At 43.3% G+C, this 15,840-nt stretch carries 18 protein-coding genes; 5 read left to right on the top strand and 13 right to left on the bottom strand.

The window, feature by feature from the left end:
* Window position 1: 1 nt before the first annotated feature.
* Window positions 2-4,960 carry a MobF family relaxase gene (gene mobF / locus C1N60_RS23375; protein WP_394522087.1) on the top strand — a complete coding sequence of 1,653 codons (4,959 nt, stop codon included), beginning with the start codon at window positions 2-4 and terminating at the stop codon, window positions 4,958-4,960.
* A gap of 56 nt (window positions 4,961-5,016) precedes the next feature.
* Here mobF and C1N60_RS23370 read toward each other — a convergent pair whose 3' ends face one another.
* The 6 genes from C1N60_RS23370 to C1N60_RS23345 are packed head-to-tail and all read right to left on the bottom strand — an operon-like array spanning window position 5,017 to window position 7,989.
* Window positions 5,017-5,547, bottom strand: coding sequence for a hypothetical protein (locus C1N60_RS23370; RefSeq protein WP_394522086.1), 531 nt, complete (start codon window positions 5,545-5,547; stop codon window positions 5,017-5,019).
* An 11-nt stretch (window positions 5,548-5,558) separates the two neighbouring features.
* On the bottom strand, window positions 5,559-6,104 hold the full coding sequence (locus C1N60_RS23365; RefSeq protein WP_394522085.1) for a restriction endonuclease: 546 nt from the start codon (window positions 6,102-6,104) through the stop codon (window positions 5,559-5,561).
* Window positions 6,104-6,391 carry a hypothetical protein gene (locus tag C1N60_RS23360; protein ID WP_394522084.1) on the bottom strand — a complete coding sequence of 96 codons (288 nt, stop codon included), beginning with the start codon at window positions 6,389-6,391 and terminating at the stop codon, window positions 6,104-6,106. The genes C1N60_RS23365 and C1N60_RS23360 overlap by 1 nt, the downstream gene beginning before the upstream one ends.
* Entirely contained in the window at window positions 6,381-6,755 is a 375-nt protein-coding gene (locus C1N60_RS23355) for a hypothetical protein (protein ID WP_394522083.1), read from the bottom strand. Before C1N60_RS23355 ends, C1N60_RS23360 begins: the two co-directional genes overlap by 11 nt.
* Window positions 6,755-7,414: a lytic transglycosylase domain-containing protein gene (locus C1N60_RS23350; protein ID WP_394522082.1), complete on the bottom strand. Its 660-nt coding sequence runs from the start codon at window positions 7,412-7,414 to the stop codon at window positions 6,755-6,757. The genes C1N60_RS23355 and C1N60_RS23350 overlap by 1 nt, the downstream gene beginning before the upstream one ends.
* Window positions 7,411-7,989, bottom strand: coding sequence for a hypothetical protein (locus tag C1N60_RS23345; RefSeq protein ID WP_394522081.1), 579 nt, complete (start codon window positions 7,987-7,989; stop codon window positions 7,411-7,413). Before C1N60_RS23345 ends, C1N60_RS23350 begins: the two co-directional genes overlap by 4 nt.
* Window positions 7,990-8,154: 165 nt before the next feature.
* Between C1N60_RS23345 and C1N60_RS23340 the strand changes: the two genes are divergently transcribed.
* Window positions 8,155-8,565: a hypothetical protein gene (locus C1N60_RS23340; RefSeq protein WP_394522080.1), complete on the top strand. Its 411-nt coding sequence runs from the start codon at window positions 8,155-8,157 to the stop codon at window positions 8,563-8,565.
* Window positions 8,566-8,576: 11 nt separating this feature from the next.
* Window positions 8,577-9,011: an H-NS family histone-like protein gene (locus C1N60_RS23335; protein WP_394522079.1), complete on the top strand. Its 435-nt coding sequence runs from the start codon at window positions 8,577-8,579 to the stop codon at window positions 9,009-9,011.
* Between the two features lie 47 nt (window positions 9,012-9,058).
* Here C1N60_RS23335 and C1N60_RS23330 read toward each other — a convergent pair whose 3' ends face one another.
* The 5 genes from C1N60_RS23330 to C1N60_RS23310 form a co-directional block, all read right to left on the bottom strand.
* Entirely contained in the window at window positions 9,059-9,418 is a 360-nt protein-coding gene (locus tag C1N60_RS23330) for a hypothetical protein (RefSeq protein ID WP_394522078.1), read from the bottom strand.
* Window positions 9,419-9,500: 82 nt separating this feature from the next.
* Window positions 9,501-10,253 carry a tyrosine-type recombinase/integrase gene (locus C1N60_RS23325; protein WP_394522077.1) on the bottom strand — a complete coding sequence of 251 codons (753 nt, stop codon included), beginning with the start codon at window positions 10,251-10,253 and terminating at the stop codon, window positions 9,501-9,503.
* Between the two features lie 366 nt (window positions 10,254-10,619).
* Window positions 10,620-11,111 carry a hypothetical protein gene (locus C1N60_RS23320; protein WP_394522076.1) on the bottom strand — a complete coding sequence of 164 codons (492 nt, stop codon included), beginning with the start codon at window positions 11,109-11,111 and terminating at the stop codon, window positions 10,620-10,622.
* A 59-nt stretch (window positions 11,112-11,170) separates the two neighbouring features.
* Complete coding sequence (locus C1N60_RS23315; RefSeq protein WP_394522075.1) at window positions 11,171-11,575, bottom strand: hypothetical protein; 405 nt, start codon at window positions 11,573-11,575, stop codon at window positions 11,171-11,173.
* A gap of 60 nt (window positions 11,576-11,635) precedes the next feature.
* Window positions 11,636-12,262, bottom strand: coding sequence for a hypothetical protein (locus C1N60_RS23310; RefSeq protein WP_394522074.1), 627 nt, complete (start codon window positions 12,260-12,262; stop codon window positions 11,636-11,638).
* A 186-nt stretch (window positions 12,263-12,448) separates the two neighbouring features.
* Between C1N60_RS23310 and C1N60_RS23305 the strand changes: the two genes are divergently transcribed.
* On the top strand, window positions 12,449-13,564 hold the full coding sequence (locus C1N60_RS23305; RefSeq protein WP_394522073.1) for a hypothetical protein: 1,116 nt from the start codon (window positions 12,449-12,451) through the stop codon (window positions 13,562-13,564).
* Between the two features lie 453 nt (window positions 13,565-14,017).
* On the opposite strand, the gene C1N60_RS23300 is transcribed toward C1N60_RS23305, so the two are convergent.
* Both C1N60_RS23300 and C1N60_RS23295 read right to left on the bottom strand, forming a co-directional pair.
* The gene (locus C1N60_RS23300) at window positions 14,018-14,428 is read right to left on the bottom strand and encodes a helix-turn-helix domain-containing protein (RefSeq protein ID WP_394522072.1); all 411 of its coding nucleotides are present in this window, start codon (window positions 14,426-14,428) and stop codon (window positions 14,018-14,020) included.
* A gap of 131 nt (window positions 14,429-14,559) precedes the next feature.
* Window positions 14,560-14,991 (bottom strand): hypothetical protein, encoded by a 432-nt coding sequence (locus C1N60_RS23295; protein ID WP_394522071.1) that lies wholly within the window; start codon window positions 14,989-14,991, stop codon window positions 14,560-14,562.
* 280 nt (window positions 14,992-15,271) lie between these two features.
* Between C1N60_RS23295 and hha the strand changes: the two genes are divergently transcribed.
* Window positions 15,272-15,475: a hemolysin expression modulator Hha gene (gene hha / locus C1N60_RS23290; protein ID WP_394522070.1), complete on the top strand. Its 204-nt coding sequence runs from the start codon at window positions 15,272-15,274 to the stop codon at window positions 15,473-15,475.
* Window positions 15,476-15,840 lie beyond the last annotated feature (365 nt).

The raw sequence follows: 15,840 nt of genomic DNA, 5'->3' as shown, positions 1-15,840 counted from the left end.
TATGCTGAGTGTCACGAAAGTCGGGAATGTTGCGCAAGCCACAACCTATTATAATTCACCTGATAAGTATTATTCTCAGGATGGAGGCGATATTGGTTCTGAATGGAACGGAAAAGGAGCAGGAAATCTAGGGCTTTCAGGTAATGTTAATGATGAAAAATTCTTACAACTGCTTGATGGTAGAGTAACACCAGACATTCAGTTAGGAAGAAACGGCTCAGGTGGAGAAATTAAACATGTTCCAGCATGGGACTTTACATTCTCAGCCCCTAAGAGCGTATCAATTCTGGCTCTGGTCGGAGGCGATGAAAGAATTGTTAAAGCTCATCTTGAAGCCAACAGAAAAGCAATAGCCTATATCGAAAAGAATCATGCATTAACCAGAATTACAGAGAAGGGAGAAACTAAATACGAAAAGGTTGATAACTTAACTGCTGCTAGCTTTACGCATACAGAGTCACGTAAAAATGATCCTCAATTGCATACGCACAATGTAATTATGAATGCGGTTGTCGATAAAGATGGACAGTGGCGCAGCTTAGAGACCCTTCGAATGTATGAAGGGAAAATGATGGCAGGTCTTATTTATCGTTTTGAGCTAGCCAATCAAGTTAAACAGTTAGGGTACGACCTGGAGATTACAGATCGCGATAAAGGGTTCTTTGAAATTAAGGGCGTACCTGATTCTCTAATCGGCTCTTTATCGAAAAGAAGAAAGCAGGTTTTGGAATCTGCGAAGCAACGCGGGCTATTCGATCAAAAATCACTTGAGAAGGCGACAGTCTATAGTCGGGATTCAAAAAAAACACCCGAAAGGCAAGCATTGCTTGAAGAATGGAAAGATACAGCTATTGAGTCAGGTGCAGACCTGAAGGGAGTTATTGAGAGGGCGATTGATAACACTGCACCTAAATTGAGCGAACAGCCTCTTGCGGAAAATGTGGGGAGCAATCCGGCCAAGGCTCAAAGGCGTCAGGAAATAGAGGATGTATCTGATTGGTCAGACAATAATGATGGCGAGGAGCGGGAAACTGATTATGAGCGTGCCAATTTTGAATCACTGTATGAAGCTGCTTATCCTACGTTCACTGTAGAGAGTAAACAGGCAAACTCCGAACGTCACATTCTGACCGCGCAGTCAGAAACGCTCGTCAGTGATGTTCAGCTTGCCTACAGGGTATTGGCAGAGTCTGAAGCTGTTTTTAACGCTGAAGATCTTACAAAGGAAGTCGTGCGCCTCAGAATAGGGGAGGAGACAACTCAGGAAGATATCGAGCAGGTTTATAACGCTATGGTAGAGAGCGGCGAACTCCTTACCCGTGCGTCACGCACAAAGCCTGGCGAGCTTGCATTTACAACTCCTCATGCGTTCGAAACAGAAAGGCAGATGGTTTCTATCATGCTGAGCGGTAAGGAATCGAGGCCAGCGATTGCAGATGAGGCTGGAATCGGCACTTATATTGCTGCGTTTGAAGAGAGCAAGTCAGAAGAATATGGTTCACCATTCAAATTTTCAGAGGACCAACGTCAGGCCATCATACAAACGGCCACCAATAAGGATCTGGTTTCTGGCATTCAGGGGTTTGCAGGAACGGGCAAGACGACGCTGCTTGAATGTCTGATAGGCTATGCCAGCAAAGAGGGTTACAAGGTCAAAGGATTTGCACCCACAGGTTCAGCTAAAGACACGCTCGCAAAAGAGACCGGCATCGATGCAAAAACTGTTGATACATTCCTGTTCCAGCGTAAGAGAGACGAAGTTTCTACCGGTGAAGTGTGGATTGTGGATGAGGCATCGCTGATCAATGGTAATAACGTTTTCAAACTAATCGATGAAGCGCAGCGCAGCGGCGCGAAACTGATATTGCTTGGTGACAGCAAACAGCTTGAATCTGTTGAATGGGGTAAGGCATTCTCTGTTCTTCAGGGGTTTCGCATGCAAACCTCACATGTAACTTCGATCATTCGACAAAAAAATGCTGCCCTTCTGCAATCTGTATATCACTCGATAGATAAGAACTGGTCTGAAACGTTTGAGAAGATCAGGGATAATGTACACAAGATTGAGGAGCGTGATATCAAGGATGACTATCTTGCTTTGACTCCCGAAGAACGTGTAAAAACGCTGGTCATCATCCCTGATAACGAAGGGCGTAGCGAATTTAACCGTTCAGTTCACGATTCCAGAGTAGAAGCAGGCGAACTTTCGGCCAACGAACATTCAATTAGCATTCTTGTGAACGCCAATCTCAACACCGCCCAGCGCCGCGATGCACGTTACTTTGCGAAATCGCAGCATATTGAATTTCAGCGAGATCATGAAGAGTTTAAGGCTGGGGAGTTCTGGGAAGTGGTTTCAAAAACTAACGACACACTGGAACTTAAAAACAAAGCAGGAGAAGTTAAAACCCTGAATCCCTCAGCCTTGCCAAAAGACAGTAAATTCAGCCTGGATGTTTTTACCCAAGAAAAGATAAACGTCTCTGAAGGCGAAACCCTGCGTGTGACAAAGTCCAGAAAAAAGTTAGGGCTGGGAAACGGGGATGAGGTCACAGTAAAAGGTGTAAACGCAACAGAGGGCACTTTAACAGTAATTAAGACCGATGGTACTGAAATAGTGCTCGATACAAATAAGGCTCATAACATCGATTACAACTATGCGCAGACAGCTTTCGGAGCACAAGGCAAGACGGTTGACAGGGTAATGGGCGTGGTGGAATCGTGGCGCAGAAATCTTATCAACTTCAGGTCTATCTATGTAACGCTGAGTCGCGCGAGACACGAAGCGCACCTTTATGTGGATGATCAGGAAAAAGTCATCAAAAAACTCGGTGAGCATTTGGCCGACAAAACGACGTCATTAAGCGGTATGTCGCAAGCTGATTTGATTCGTAAAGCCACACAATTGCAGGAACAGCGCGAGAAAAAGAGTGATGTAGCTGGCCCTGATTTCAAACACCTATTTGCTGATCTTGAGTTTGTGACCCAAAAGCTCTCTCTGAAGCAAGGCGTATTCAGCCATACGGACTTACTCAAGGAAGTGCTCAAGCACACGATTGGCACCTATGATGTACACGATGTGGAGAAGGGCATAGCCATAATGAGGAATCGCGGCGATCTGGGCTTGTCGCGCATATCCGGCGAAGGCCGCAAATCGGAGCATTTTTACACGCTACCCACGAACATAAGGACAGAGGCGCAGGTTGTTCGCCATATGATTCAGGGTAAAGAGCGAATACCCGCAATAGCGGGTAAAAGCGTTGTTGAGTCATTTGTAAAAGCACGGAATGAACGTGCGGCAACCGGCGATTGTGAACCTGTAACGAAAGAGGCAGCGGTGGCGCTGACAAAGTTACTTTCTAACCGCGACGAGACCATACTTGTCCTGGGTACAGATCACAGTGGTCATAAAGACTTGATGCGCGGTGTTGGCCGCTCTCTCGCAGAAACCAGCGGCTATAAGGTGAGAATGTTCAGCACCAATACTGAAGGGGTTAACCAGTTGCGTGAAAATGTACGTGACGCTCAGAACGTCTACGCGCACGTAAGCCGCATTGAGGAGCGCATTGCGTTAAATGACAGGGTAAAGGCCAGAAAAGAGGTTTGGGTCGTCGAGAATGCTTCACAGCTAGGTTCTGACGATATGCTGAGATTACAGCAGACAGCGCGTTATGCAGGCGCTCGCATAATGCTTGTTGCAGACCGTTCAGAAAATGCCCTTTCATGGGGTAACGTACCGGCACTTCTTATGCAAAATGATGTGTCAGTAGTGAACCTCGATCAGTCCCAGCGCTCGCGCAATGCTGATATCAACCTGGCGACGGATTCGATAGCTCAGGGCAAAGTCGATGAGGCTTTAAAACACATCGACGGAATGATTGAAACGATAAATGCCGGTGATGATCACGCAGAAGGCAAAAAGGCGCGAATCCAGGCACTCGCCAATACCTACCTAAACTTGCCCAAAAATGACAGGGAAAAGACAGCCGTAGTCATTCCTGACTATTTCACAAGAAACAAAGTTGATGCCCTTATCCGCAAAGGGCTTGCAGTGGAAGGCCGTTTGAAGGGGGAAGAACTGACGACAACTCTTTACCGTAACGCTAACCTTGACCCAATGGAAAAACGCCGTGCTCAGTATTACAAAGCGGGGCAGGTTATTGAGTTTGAGAGCGCAAGGAGCGGAGCCGAAAAAGGTGAATATTTCACGGTGACGTCAGCTAATCCGCAGACGAACATGCTAACTCTCCTGTCGATTTCAACGGGAAAGGTATTAAGCCTTAACGCTGATGACATTGCAGGTAGCAGAGGTAATAGTGTCCGGGTCTATCATGTGGAAGAAAAATCAATATCAGTTGGTGAAGAAATACGGTTCAACAAAACAGCACTCAAAGAGCGTTTGATAGATGCTGATAAAAATGTTCCCACGAAGTTAACTGGAAAAGTTACAGGCATTGAAAAAAATATAATCCACCTTTCGATGCAGAACGGGCGTGAGGTCAGGCTGGATACAAATAACTTCAAGCACCTTGAATACGGCTATACAAGTAATTTCTATGACTTAAAAGATAAGCGATTTGAAAACGTAGTTACCTTGATGGAGTCAGGGAAAAAACACTTTGCTACTCAGGCAGCACTGCAAAACGTTTTGACTAAATCAACACTAAATCTCAAGATTGTGACGGACAATAAAGGCAAGTTGTTTGACAGTCTGAGGCACCAGAATGGTTTTCAGCAAATTGCTTTAGACAGTAAAAAGGTATCAATTAACAAGAACGAACTGGCGCAGTTTGATAAAACCTTTGGGCTTGGATTGTCACCCGTTAATCGTGGTTTAGCACGACTCGAAAACGCTTTCAGTCAGGCAGTTCATATGGCAAGAAATAAAGTGCTGGAGAAGGTAGCAGAGAGAAAGGTAGAAGTACCGCAACCACAGAGGCAAAAACAGAGAAGCTTGTAAAAAAAGGGCCGCATCTGCGGCCTTTATTTCGCTAAGATATTCTATAAGCTATGCGGTCATTCCTGAGCTAAGTTATCCGGTTCCAGATGCTTAATACGACGTAGTGCGCTATATAAAAAGTCGCACTCTGCCTGCTTGTTTGCAAGAAATGGCTTATGGTCAAACCACATCGTATTAGGCGGCCATCCATGCACCTTTACTACAGACCTGCCAATGACATGCAGCAATCCCCATCCTTGCGGTAAATCACTGGAACTGATGATGTGCGGTTCGCTCATAAAGAAACGCCAATCGCCCATGCCCTGCTCTGAGTTTATGCGAAAATGCTTTTTACGGTCGTTCAGGAAATCGGAACGAGAACACTTAACCTCAATGAGACATGAGCATCCGTTACGAAAACCAATGGCGTCAGGCTTTTCACCAGTTGCAACTCCAGCCTGAAAGCGATCACTAAATGCCACACTGAAACCATTGCTTCGCAAAAATCTCTCTGCTCGGAGGCAAAGAGCGTCATGAGGTCTTGCTACTTTGTTTATCACAGGTTCTGTAGAACAGGATGTATTGGTTTCTCTGCGAAGAAAGGCCATTAATAACCTCCTTAAAATTTTAATTTAATTTCACTGTTTAGTAGATCAAGTAATCGCCCCCCACTGATGATTGTTATTTTTCCCATATTGATTTTGCGAAGGCTGATGTTCTTTGGCGTTTTACCTGTATGTACAAATATGCCTTTACAGTTATTTTCCTCAAGAATGTTTGAAAATTCTTCAAGGTGGTCGTAGCGAATCTCTTTCTGATAGCGCTTTGCCTGAATGAGATACATTTCACCATTTACAAAGAAACGACCATCAATTCCACCGTCATTTGAATAACGCACGTTTCTTTTAATTGGAAATCCCTTCCTTTCCAGACACGTCATTATTAACTCTTCAAAACTATAAGGATCAATCTTACGCAAGTACCCTAACTTTTGAGGAGGTGTAAACTGGCTTATCCTTTTTAAAACATAATCTGCGGTTTTTATTTTTTTGTTATGTCTGCTTTTCTTCCTTCTAAATGCGCGAGTGATTAGATAAAGAGCAAAAAAAAAAATGATAAGATATCTGTATTCGAATGCTAATTTAACCAGGCTTGCAGGTGTCATCAAAATGAGTCCGTAGGGGGAGAAGTATTCTCTGACTCATGGGTGTTAAAATATGAGTCAGTATTAAGGCTATCTGAAGCAGGCAGGTCAGTTTCCGGTATTCCTTCGATACCCTCAGTTATCTCCTTTTCAGTCATAGACTTTCCTTCAAATTCATGTGGCATCTGGAATCTTTTGGCATCGCCCGTGCCGTTGTCACTTTTGCTGCCTGTGACCCAACGTAGGCCCACCAATACCAGCAACGCAGATACGATCAGAGCAATGCCAATGCCGAACTTACTGAGCATCTACATCGCTTCCATCATTTTGTTGCGCATGCGCAACATTTTCAGAATCACCGAGAGGAAGTGAAAACAAAACTAACACCAATGCAACTGCATGCCATACAGTCACGGCCATTAAATATACTGACGGCAAACCGGGTTTGGAGTACATGTGATCGAGCGTCAGCAGACCAGCCGTGATGAACAAAAAGAAAACGTGATAACTCTGATTGACCAAAAATACCTTCATTGCGCAATTGAGTGACCATAGCGACAGCAACGTGCCTATAGCCATCTGGTAATCAGAAAAGTGCAAATAGCCAAACAGTTTCATGACGTAAAAGATGAGGGCAGCGAAAGCGCCCAGGGCTGTGATTTTTTCATTCATCAGAAGTTACCAACGAGTTTGCCCGGAGCGCCAAGATCTCGCTGGCGAACAATATTGAAAGAGAAAGACCTTAACTGAGATTCGAAACGGTAGTTGTGCGCGCCGCCTTCGAAAGTTTCACGCAACTCACTGACCGGTAAAGATCGTAACTTGTCACTGACTTGCGCAATGAGGACGTTGTCTGTCCGTCCTTTGAGCCTGGCGAGATGCTTCTGGATAAGCCCAATGTAGATCCTTCTTGCTTGTGCCGTTTCAGTTCTGAAACCGGCGTTATAAGCACCGACTGATTCCCAGTTAACGCCATTCAAAGCAAAGTTACCGGCTAGTATCCATGCACCTGTCCTTATGCTCAGACACCCATCATTCAGGAGGGCGTCACGGGTTATGTTGTTGGCTATAAAGTGGGGCTGCTTAAGCCACCAACCGCTGATCTGCATTAAAGAGATATCGTCATAGCGGGGCGAATGCGTATTAACCGCTCTGTTATTTAAGGAGGACTCCTGTATGCCTATCGATTTAAGTACCATCGGATCGATACCGTATTCCTCTCCTGCTTTAACAAAGCATTTATCATAAGGGCTTGGCCCGTATACAGAGGTAGAAGCATTTGCGCTGAATATTGCTAATGCTGCACTGCACAAAAAAAGAGTTCTGATCATTTCGACTTATTCTCTCTTCGGTTTTGAAAAACAGAATCGATGGCAAAAGAGCAAGTTGCAGACAACATCCATGAAAGAAGCAACACGTCTGAGACGAGGGCTTTGAGGCTGTTCCGGTGAGAGGCAAAACCAACAAGAACACTTTTAAGTGCATTGCGTGGTAAGGCCGGGTCATTCGACATGTCTAAAAGCACGTTCAGACGGGTCTGGCGAACTGCTGCGGTCGTTAAAGTTCTGTTGTGAAGTTCAGGGCTTAAATCAACCGGAACGCTGTACTCACCTTTACCAATAATTACATTAGCGCTGCCAGAAATATTGGCTGGTAGTTGATTTATTACTTTTCCCACATTCAGGTTAATTACCTCTTGATTCAGTGAAGTATCATTAATGTTGGTCTTGTGCAGAGATTTTTCGATGGATTCATACAGAATTGCGGTATCTAAGTCCGTTAAGCAGTCATAGATGCGGTCAGGGCCGACAGCTAAAGTCAAGGTTACAGCAAATGCTCCAGGCACCACTAAGCCATGCTTGACGGCAAGACAAAGCGATTTCTTGAAATCAATCGCAGAGATCACGAATGCATCCTTAACAATTTCATTATTGTGTCTTGGGCTTATGATTAATTCACATGATACAATATAGTATCATAAAGGAAAATTAATTTAGCTTGGATTGAGGCATTTGATTTTTTATGCCATGATGCTCAAGGAAATTAAACAAAACATGCAATGGGGTTGCGATTGACCAGAGAAGAACATAGATCCAGCGAGGAGGTATCGCTGACGCTTAGCTTGCTGACCGTCACCAAACCGCAACTTATCAGGCAGATTGTCAGTCACATCGTTAATGATGTTCCAGCAACTGCTCTCGCGGGCAACCTCAATTGCGCTCAGATATATCGCGGAAAAAAGAAATTTATACAGCTCAGGGATAAGGTAGCCACGCTGTCTGAGTCTTACTCACGCCTTTTTGCTGTTAAGGCAGATAACGTAGAGGGGGCAGCTTTTCCTGTCATACTCAACGTCGATAAAGCAGATCTTGAGAAAGGGCTCCTCTGGAAAAGCGTGAAGAATGGCTCTGCATACAAAACGTCTGAACTCTGTTTCTTCACGCTTTCTGACGACGAATACGTACCTTTCTCAATTATCTGATGGCTGACAATATGAAAAACTCTGGACAAAAAACAACCGAGGAAATTTGCTCATATTTGGGTAATTTGTCACGCCGTCGCCAGGTATTTCGTTCACTTTCAATGATGCAGCTAAAAGCGTTAATCACTGATGCACAGAACGTACTGGCTGACCGTGACCAGGAAGAAAAACGACTAGAAGAACAGGAAGCAGTTAAACAGGCCAAGATCAAACAGACCCTGGAACAGCTTAAGCAGGATGGCGTGTCTGCTAATGATTTGACACCGTTTCTCAGGAAAAAGAAGCCATCAAAAGGGCCGGTGCGGTGCTACCTTATCGAAGGGGAGCACATTGTTTACAAGGGTGCAGGCCGAATGCCAGCCAAGCTCAAGGCGCTTGAGGAGCGTGTCGGGCGAGAAGGGCTGAAAGCTTATGAAACAGAAGAGCAGCCATCCAGCGACGATTAAAACTCAAACCGTTTATTTGACGGCCACGGCAGAAGCCGTGGTTTTTTTTACACCGACCGCGATACCCATTCATCAGGATGCAGTGTTATCCTTGTGTACCCTCTAAGCCCAACCCCAATTGTATTTTTATTTATTTTTTCTACCCCAAGCACTTCGTAAATCTGACTTATTTGCAGATGGCCGGGTTTAAGCCAGTGCCCCTTCACGATATCTGAGGCTCTTATACGATAAAAAGTGCCATCCTCCCCGCTAACCGGATTATGTGCGTGGATCAGAACGGGATTTTTACAACCGGGGCAAAGCCAGTCATCCTGAACCTGTTCCCGAGTATAACTTTCCACACTGCAATCTGTGCATGAATAGGACTCACCAGGCAACTTTGTTGCAAATCTTCCTTCATAACTCATTGATTTATTCCCTTTTAAATTTCCACATATCAGCAGTATAGGACATGTTCATGAAATGTTTCAGACATATTTCAGCCTACTGTTATTCCAGTGAACCGGTAATGGTCTGATCTCTTAACGCACGTACAGCGAGTTCGCTATCCCAGGAAAAAGACACCCTGTTTTGTGCGCCGATATCCATAGCAAACAAGCGTGTGTATTTCGCAGTGCTACTGAGATACTTATGCCCGAGATATGTCTGCAACGTTTTCTCATGAACCCTGTTAAGAAGCAGATGTATTGCAAATGAATGGCGGAATGTGTGTGGGGTGATGTGAATGGTAAAAGTGACACCGTCACCCGAAGCAAGGACAATTGCTTCCTTCAGCCACCGCGCGACCGTATCAGGTGACTCCGGCCAAAGTGGTTTACTGACAGGAACCTGGAAGGTTGCAAGGTATTGTCGCATCATCCTGACATAATCTTTATCGAGTAATGGTACAACACGTTTCACGCTGTCTCCGCGAGAAGGCCGCCCAGGCTTGCGACTGCGCTGCTTGAGAGTGCGGATTATGACGTGGGGCCGTGGCCCGTCAAGTACGAAGCTTGCAGGCGTCAGAGCCAGCGCTTCATTGGGACGCGCACCAGTGTTCCAGAGAGTCTGGAAATGTGCCAGGCGCCGCATGTCATGCATGTAGCTAAACAGCACAGAAACTTCTGGTGCAAGCAGATACATGATCGGGTCGGTCAGATTTTGTGCCATTCGCCGCATAGCAGCGGCGATCTCCCACTCCCTCAATGACTCAGTTTGAATCAGGGGCGCTGTAGCGAAATGTGCGGCTGGTAAATTCTGCAAGATTCTCCCCCTGTATTTTTTTCAGAATGGGCGTAGCGTTGCCTACGTCATTTCATGCTGTGTTGCGCATGCGCAACACCTGTGGGTGTTATTGTGCCGCAGAGGCTGTGCGTAAGCACCCGAAGAAATTATTTTCTGTCGATCAGGCTGTGCGGAAGTAACTATGCTGTACAGGCTAATTCCGCACAAATAAATGCCGGTAAGAGTTGCTTTCGGAGGTTCATAATTACAAAAAAAGCAACATATGGTAGTCGTGAGTGGAAGGTTGGCACTAAATGTTGTGCAGAGCGGGAAGGGGCAGGGCGTGCGGAAGAAAACCACTTCTTCCGCAAGGGTGAATAAACAGTGTGGAGTGACGAGACGTAATTAATCCTCGTCTTCCTCCCATATACCACGGGGCTTGGATATCTGCTCATCGTGGCAGAAAAGGCAGACGTAACGATTGCGCTTGCGATTGTATTGCACAGTTTCAAGCGCAGACTCGATAAATTTTCCGTCAAAATTCCAGCTTTTTTTCATGACTGATACACATTTCTTGCAATAGAAACTTTCTTTCTTATTTTCATCTTCAGGATGGTTTTTAGTATAACCAAAATATTCACGCGCTGATTCTTCGGAGCATGCCGAAATAGCGGCAGAAAACTCGTAGTGAGTCTGAAGCATTTCCCACACAATACCAGAGAATTCTTCCTCATCTTCCTGGTGATAGCTGATGCCGCCAGAGGAATGCGCCGCTTTATATTGATACCTGTGCCAAATCCAGTGCGCAGCATCAGAATTAAGATTAATATGAGCAAAAACGACTGAAGTGAAAATTAATTCGGGTGATATGTCCGTTTTCATATCAACCGTATGCATAAATCTGTTCCTGAGAATACGCATATCTCTGAACCAGTCGGTAAATTTAACCGGGAATTTTACGGGGAAAATGTGTCGTGAACTTTTATGAGATCCTGCGCATCAAGCGTATGAAATTCAGAGAACGAAATATTTCCATCACTATCTGCCTTTGGCGTATTACGGGTTGCATTCACTATAAGAAGATAGGGGGAAATATCAACAATAAGACCTTTAATTCTGAATTCCACCGATTGAAGTATTAAGGTGAATGCAGTAATTAATTTGGGGCGCGCAAATAACCAGTAGTGTTCGAGGTTTCTGATTTCATCGTCGGTGAAATGTTCTGATTCGCTGTAAAATCCGTTCCAGATATCTATCTCTCTGTATTCATATGCCAAATCAGCAATTTTTTCCCACGCTTCATTGACCATATGGTCAGCCATAGAATAAAAATCAATTTTCGTAGGAATATCTGTAATCACGTTTAAAACTCCCAAATTAAGAACATGTGAAGTTTTGGTGAAAAATTAAATGGTATCCAACTACGATTGTTCATCATAATAAGGAGTATCAAAAATATTAACGGACAGATCAACAGTATGCCCTGACAGGCCAGAAATCTTTTCCAGTAGAGCCTCTGGCGTATCGCGGTCGAACTCAACGTAATAACCGACAAGCATGCCATCATTAGTCGTCTGTTCATGAACCTCAAACAAGCCTTGGATTTCATCCAGTTCATCATATTTGAGATTTATAGCATGGGCTATCAGGCGCGTGCGCATGGTTTCATCTTCAGGGTCGTGAGTTTCGCGTGGCAGGGCGGTTAATTCTGCCTTTACTATGCCCTTATCCTTCCAGTTACGCAGATACCCTGACCACAGGTTTGCGCGAAGATTTGAATCTTCATTAAAACGTTTGACTTCCCAGTGGATCACTTCTCGTTTACCGCTGTTATAGTAGAGCGCAACTTCAGCATGCCCACTGGCGATGAAGGCTGCTTTAAATTCTTTATCATCTTCAGGGCAAAATGAGAGTTCGGGCTTGGTATGGCTGTTCCCTTCGGCAAAGTTCAGAAGTCGCGATATGACCTGCTCAGGGGTGTCAAAGCCCGTGGCGTGCTGTTCCAGACGCTTGTAAACTGCATCAGAAAGAGTAATCTGCGGCATCATGAATATCTCCATAAATGATAGTAATATTATCATATATGATAAAATCAATGAGTCAAGCACAGATGCTTTACTGGATGGCAATCGATGGCCTGGCTTGTTACCATCCTTAAGAAGAAGTACAAAAATAATGTCAGTACACAGCGCAGACTAACAAGACTACTATCATTACAAAGCAAGGGCTAGAGTATGAGTGTTAAACAAAATAAACAAAACAAAGATGCTTGGTTCAACTCAGTGGTTATGAATGCAATTTACTTCCTGAACAGTTCGGTGAGCAATCTTGATGCTTCACCAAGAGCGGCAATTATAGAGTTGTATACCGCAATTGAGCTAATTTTCAAAGCAAGACTCATGAAAGAGCACTGGTCTCTTGTTATCACGAAACCAGAAAGTGCTAATCTGACGAAATTTGAAAATGGAGATTTCAAGTCTGTATATTTGTCAGAGTCTGAACAGCGACTTAAAAATATCTGCAATGAAAGTTTTAAAACTGAGGCAATGAATAACTTCAAAGCATTGGGAGAACACAGAAATCAGATTGTTCATTTCGCCCATACTGATTTTAATGGTTCTAATCAGAAGTTAATAATTGAACACTGGTCTTCGTGGTTTTATCTGAGAGACCTGTTGATAAATCAGTGGTCTCCAATTTTTAAAGACTTTACAGCGCAATTCGACGTGCTTCATGAAAATATTTTGAAGCGTAAAGAGTTCTTGCAAGCAAAGTTTGATGAAATTAAAAGCGACATCAATTTAAGAAAATCCAATGGAGATGTTTTCAAGACCTGTACATCATGTGGTCTGAATAGTGCGGTCATCACGCATAGTCATTTTTGGGGAGATGATTTTTATTGTCTTGTTTGTGAGGTCAAAGATAACTTCCCTAAAGAAATTAACACTGAAATACCGTGTGAAAAATGCAGTTCGCCACTCGCGTATTTCCTCAATGCCTCACATGAATGTAAGGTATGTCAGCATATCTGCACTGATGAATATGCTCTCTCCAAATACACTGAAATATATCGAGCTGATTTTGAGGAGGGTGATGATTCCGTAGACGACGTATATCCGGTCGCTTATTGTCATAGCTGCGAATCCGATACTCCTTCTGTAGTTGAAGTTGATAACCTCTCCGTTTGCGTTTTCTGCGAAGAACGAGGGTGGACCATAATGCATTGTGATCGCTGTGGTCACTACGTCACAGGAGATCCCAAAATGATTGAGTATATCGGTTGCTATGTTTGCGAAGACGAGGCCAGACAGGAAATTTTGGCAGAGGTGGCTGCCTTCCAGCCTCAATGATAAAGAAAGATGCTAAATGTCTGCGGAAGAATACCGCTTTCTCCGCACAAATCGACACTTTTAAAGAAGACTTTTCTTGCTTGTGAAAATCCCTACCAAAGTAGCCGTCACAGACATTACAAATCCAGAAACGGGTGAATGCCATGTGAGGATAGCAGCACCATCACTCGGGTAGTAAAAGTTAAAGATGAGTGACATCGGGCAGAACATACAAATCATCATACATAATGGTCGCATGTCACTCCGGGGCCGCATGATCATTAACAGTAAACTGCATAACCAAATGCCAGCAATTGTTAACAGTAATTGTTTTTCTTGCATCAATAATCACTCTTGGTTAAAAATTACTTACACGTATAAATCGATAGCATCGATAATTCAATTGAAACAACGTACTAATATTTACCATTGCTATCACCTATTCATCTTTCAGTATGCACATACCTATCCTCTCTAATCAGAAGGGTTTACATAACTTGTGAATATCTCAAGCGTCTTTTCAAGGTCAATATCATCAATCATTCGATGTAATATGTCGGTCCATCTGACTTTGCAACCAATTTTTTCTTCCAACTTTAAAGCAATGATTTCTAGTTTCGTTTTTTCAACCATCGACACAGCAAAAGTTGTTCTACTTCGTTGCTGATTGTTATTTGATTCAACTGTGTTGAGGAACTGTCTTTTTTCACCAAGAATTTCTTCAACAGAGACGCCTAAAGAATTAGCGATTTTGACTACGGTTGTTGAGTCACTAGTAGTCTTTGAACCGGCTTCCATGCGTGATAATTGCCTTGCTGAAAGACCAGAAAGCTCTGATAGTTTCTTCAAGGAAACACGTTCTGCCTTTTTGGCCGTGTTTGTCACTTCCCAGAATCACTCATTTATTAGCCTCCCTTCTATACAAATTAAGCTTAGCTCTCACCGTAGCCATGTTGATAAATTGTTGATATTTAACATAATTATGATTATGCGTAGTAGTCGTAGATTCATATGCATCAGAAAAATTCGACTTTGCAACGTACCTGCCTTGCAGGTTTTAAAGCTTTATCGTTGTCAGATGAAACTGGTATTATCAAAGCTATTAATTGTCCATTCGTTTTAGCCTCGTATGCAAATCCATTGATGCACTGTTGAGTAAGATATATTTCTTTATTTTTTTGACTGGATGATGCTAAATATTTTTCTTTAATAAGAGAAGTTAATTTTTCATTCATCGCTATCTCTATTGCGTTGATTTTTTTATTTACATCATCTGGTAGAGGTTCATTTTGAGCATGCAGGATAAATGAGTCACGACGATCTTGCTCTATTGTTTGTTCATGAAGATAGTCATAGGTATCACATATCCAGTGAGTTAGATAAATTGACAGCACCATTACTAAAGCTAACTCTAAACAACTTCGTACTTTTTTAGGCAATTCAGCCATTCTCTCAAAGATGTCCTTCACGCTCCCCTCCAATTAGGCATAGTCTGAAATGCTGCTCTTATGCATGAGTTTATCCGTTTTTTGTTGTTAGTGATACTAAAATGTATCATAATGAGAACGTGATGTTTTGTCAGTCTGTCCAAAAAGTCCCAAAAAAAGTGTGATTGGCTGTACGATCATACAAAAGAACGTGTTCTTTACTGACGCGGTTGAATGCTTTGGCATATAAGCACTTTGATTGCTTATAAATTATTTCAGTGATTATATTTCAGGAACAAAAATGACAAGAGAAGATTGGCTTTTCAGGTTGAGAAAAATAAATAGGATCGACACGCTGGAGAAGGTTATCGATAAAAATAAATATGAACTTTCAGAAAGTGAATTATCAGTCTTTTACTCCGCATCTGACCACCGCTTAGCTGAGCTTACAGTTGGTAAATTATTCGATAAAGTTCCAGCGAGCGTCTGGAAACTGGTTCAATAGAGTTTTATGGAAAGTCAGATTTAGGAGATACTGACATGCGGGAATCAGATAAAAAAATTGATAATATTTGCTCGTCGGCTCTCTGCATTTCATGGGGGGTAATCTTTCCATTTATTTACAAACACCTTACCCGTAAGTCGCCTGATTCTCTAGGTCCGAATCTTGCCGATATTTTTTTACCCTTAGTTTATTTATGGAGTTGCATCGCCATTGGATATGGCTCTTTTCTGATTTACACTCTAATCAAAGAGCACATGCAATCGGGTAAGAAGGATAGTAGAGAGTGAGGTGCATAACCCTGTCAGTGAGCCTTGAATGACTGGAAGAACGCTCATGGCCCGTAGCAGTGACGGCTACACTTTCAC

Source organism: Pantoea sp. SGAir0184 (assembly GCF_043544755.1).
This window is presented reverse-complemented; position numbering and strand designations above follow the sequence as displayed.

Coding starts and splice junctions, on each gene's coding strand:
- C1N60_RS23360 (WP_394522084.1), bottom strand. CDS start 6,391: ATGCTCAGTAAGTTCGGCATTGGCATTGCTCTGATCGTATCTGCGTTG.
- C1N60_RS23365 (WP_394522085.1), bottom strand. CDS start 6,104: ATGACACCTGCAAGCCTGGTTAAATTAGCATTCGAATACAGATATCTT.
- C1N60_RS23305 (WP_394522073.1), top strand. CDS start 12,449: ATGAGTGTTAAACAAAATAAACAAAACAAAGATGCTTGGTTCAACTCA.
- C1N60_RS23355 (WP_394522083.1), bottom strand. CDS start 6,755: ATGAATGAAAAAATCACAGCCCTGGGCGCTTTCGCTGCCCTCATCTTT.
- hha (WP_394522070.1), top strand. CDS start 15,272: ATGACAAGAGAAGATTGGCTTTTCAGGTTGAGAAAAATAAATAGGATC.
- mobF (WP_394522087.1), top strand. CDS start 2: ATGCTGAGTGTCACGAAAGTCGGGAATGTTGCGCAAGCCACAACCTAT.
- C1N60_RS23320 (WP_394522076.1), bottom strand. CDS start 11,111: ATGCATACGGTTGATATGAAAACGGACATATCACCCGAATTAATTTTC.
- C1N60_RS23295 (WP_394522071.1), bottom strand. CDS start 14,991: ATGGCTGAATTGCCTAAAAAAGTACGAAGTTGTTTAGAGTTAGCTTTA.
- C1N60_RS23335 (WP_394522079.1), top strand. CDS start 8,577: ATGAAAAACTCTGGACAAAAAACAACCGAGGAAATTTGCTCATATTTG.
- C1N60_RS23330 (WP_394522078.1), bottom strand. CDS start 9,418: ATGAGTTATGAAGGAAGATTTGCAACAAAGTTGCCTGGTGAGTCCTAT.
- C1N60_RS23350 (WP_394522082.1), bottom strand. CDS start 7,414: ATGATCAGAACTCTTTTTTTGTGCAGTGCAGCATTAGCAATATTCAGC.
- C1N60_RS23370 (WP_394522086.1), bottom strand. CDS start 5,547: ATGGCCTTTCTTCGCAGAGAAACCAATACATCCTGTTCTACAGAACCT.
- C1N60_RS23310 (WP_394522074.1), bottom strand. CDS start 12,262: ATGATGCCGCAGATTACTCTTTCTGATGCAGTTTACAAGCGTCTGGAA.